This window comes from Roseateles sp. P5_E11 (assembly GCF_054049355.1).
This window is the reverse complement of sequence record NZ_JBFUMO010000691.1, coordinates 1-2719: the sequence shown is the minus strand read 5'-3', so window position 1 is coordinate 2719 and position 2719 is coordinate 1. Positions and strand designations below refer to the sequence as shown.

Annotated in this window: 3 protein-coding genes; all 3 read left to right on the top strand. The window is 67.3% G+C overall.

From position 1 onward, the window contains the following. On the top strand, nt 1–1056 hold a 1056-nt coding region (gene lptG, locus ACXJKR_RS29235), incomplete at its 5' end, for an LPS export ABC transporter permease LptG (protein ID WP_457325836.1). A 145-nt stretch (nt 1057–1201) separates the two neighbouring features. Beyond that, nucleotides 1202–1582, top strand: coding sequence for a sirohydrochlorin chelatase (locus ACXJKR_RS29230; protein ID WP_457325835.1), 381 nt, complete (start codon nt 1202–1204; stop codon nt 1580–1582). After that, nucleotides 1579–2523 carry a CysB family HTH-type transcriptional regulator gene (locus tag ACXJKR_RS29225; RefSeq protein WP_457325834.1) on the top strand — a complete coding sequence of 315 codons (945 nt, stop codon included), beginning with the start codon at nt 1579–1581 and terminating at the stop codon, nt 2521–2523. The genes ACXJKR_RS29230 and ACXJKR_RS29225 overlap by 4 nt, the downstream gene beginning before the upstream one ends. Nucleotides 2524–2719: the final 196 nt, after the last annotated feature.

Below are 2719 nucleotides of genomic sequence, written 5' to 3'. Positions count from 1 at the left end.
TCGCTGTTCTTCTTTATCGACTTCGTCGACGAGATCGAGCGCATGACCCGCGTCGGCGCGGGTGCGGGCAAGGCCGCCGTGCTCGCAGCGATGGAGCTGCCTGGCCACTTCTACGAGCTATTCCCCATCGCCGTGCTGATCGGCGCCATCGTCGCCCTGGCCCGACTGGCGCAGAGCAGCGAGTTCACCATCCTGCGCACTGGTGGCCTCGGTCCCGCGCGGGCCCTGGCCCTGCTGGCCGGCCTGGCCGCCGCGTTCGCGGCGCTCACCTTCTTCGTCGGCGACTACGTGGCGCCGCGCTTCGAACGCGAGGGGGACGAGATGCGCGCCCGCTTCGTGCACGACAGCAACCCGGCCAAGCGCGGCGCCTGGCTGAAGGACCACCAGAATATCGATGGTCGGGAGCGCAGCTATTCAGTCAAGGTTGGCCGCGTTGGCGGCGGCGGCGAACTGGAGGATGTGCGCATCTTCGAGTTCGACGCCGAAGGCCGGCTGATGTCGCGCACCGAAGCGGAAAAGGTCGACGTCGACGCTCAGGGCATGTGGCATCTGCAGGCGGTCAAGCGCACGGTCTGGAACCCCGGCACGGCGACGGCCAGCGGCAGCGTCGGCGACGTCGTCATCAGCGAGCAGCAGCTCGACAAGCTCGACTGGCAGAGTTCCCTGCACGCCGGCGTCATCGCCGCGGCCGTGCTGCCGGCCATGTCCATGTCGACGCTGGAGCTCTACCGCTACACCAAGCATCTGTCGGCCCAGGAGCAGTCGGCCCAGGCGCACAACATCCAGTTCTGGCGCAAGGCCTTCTATCCATTTGCCTGCTTCGTCATGGTGGCCCTGGCCCTGCCATTCGCCTACCTGCATGGGCGCTCGGGCGGCATCAGCATCAAGGTCTTCGGCGGCATCATGCTGGGTATCAGCTTCGTGCTGCTGAACAACGTGACCGGCCATCTGGGCCTGCTGAAGAACTGGACCCCCTGGGTCGTCGCGGCAACGCCCAGCCTGCTCTACCTCGGGTTGTCGATGGCGGCCTTCACCTGGCTCGTCAGATACCGCTGATGAAGCCCCCACGGTCACTTCGTGCCCTGCCTTGCAGGCCGCGCCAGGCCAGTGGCCCGGCTCTTCGCCAGCCACGCAGCGTCCACCGGACGCTGCGTGCGCGGGCTCAGCCCCCCGAGGGGGCGTCAGCGTCCTTCGGGCGGCCGTGCGGACGCTGATGGAAGGCCTGCTGCTCTTCGCCCATGGCGCCCGCGACCCAGCCTGGGCGCGGCCCTTCGAGACCATTGCCGAGCGGCTGCGCGCCGCGCGTCCCGGCACGCCGATGGTGATGGCCTACCTGGAGTTCATATCGCCCGGCATCGAGGAAGCGGCCGAGCAGCTGGCCGCGGCCGGCTGCACACGCGTCCATGTGCTGCCGCTCTTCCTCGGCACCGGTGGCCATGTGCGCCGTGACATCCCGCCCCTGCTCGACCGCCTGCGCGAGCGCCACGGCGGCGCCATTCAATGGCTGCTCCATGCGCCGCTGGGTGAACAGGAAGCCGTGCTCAACGCCATCAGTCTGGCCTGCCTGGCAATACTCGAATGAACCTGCATCAATTCCGCTTCGTCCAGGAAGCGGCCCGCCGCAACCTCAACCTGACCGAGACAGCCAAGGCGCTGTTCACCTCCCAGCCGGGGGTGTCCAAGGCCATCCTCGAGCTCGAGGAGGAACTGGGCGTGGACATTTTCTCGCGCCACGGCAAGCGGCTGCGCCGCATCACCGAACCGGGCCAGCAGGTGCTGGCCTGCATCGAGATCATCCTGCGCGAAGTCGGCAATCTGAAGCGCATCGGCGAGGAGTATTCGCGCCAGRACAGCGGCACCTTCTCCATCGCGACGACCCACACCCAGGCCCGCTATGTGCTGCCCGCGCCGGTGGCCCAGCTGCGCAAGAACCTGCCACAGCTGCGCATCAGCCTGCACCAGGGCAGCCCGGACCAGGTCGCCAAGATGCTGCTCGACGAGACCGCCGACCTGGGACTGGCCACCGAGTCCCTGGCCCAGTACCCGGAGCTTGTCACCCTGCCCTGCTATGAGTGGCAGCACGTCATGGTCGTGCCGCGCGACCATCCACTGGCCAGCGTCGAGCGCGTCAGCCTGGAACAGCTCGCTGGCGAGCCGCTGGTGTCCTACCACCCCAGCTTCACGGGCCGCACCCGCGTCGACAAGGCCTTCGCCTCGCGTCATCTGACGCCCAATGTGGTGCTGGAGGCCATCGACTCCGACGTCATCAAGACTTATGTGCGCCTGGGCATGGGCGTGGGCATCGTGGCCGAAATGGCCATGCGTGAGGAGCCCGCCAACAGCGACCTGGTCGCGCGGCCACTGGGCACGCTGCTGGGCAGCAACGTGACGCGCATCGCCTTCAAGCGCGGCGCCTATCTGCGCAACTACGTGTACGCCTTTGCCGAACTGCTGTCCGAACGACTGTCACGCAAGCTCATCGAGAAGGCCATGAACGGCGACTCGACCGACTTCGGGATCTGAGTTGGGACCGAGAACAGGCCCTGCGGCCTGTTTGACGCCCAATGAAGGACTGCCAGCATGCAAGCTGGCAGGCATGAGGCCTCATGCCTCAGGACTGGCGGCCGAAGCTGGAGTCGATCGGCAGCATCAGGTCCACCTCCTCACCGCGCAGGCCGGCCTCGAAGAGATCGCGCGCCACGCTGTAGAGGGTCAGCAG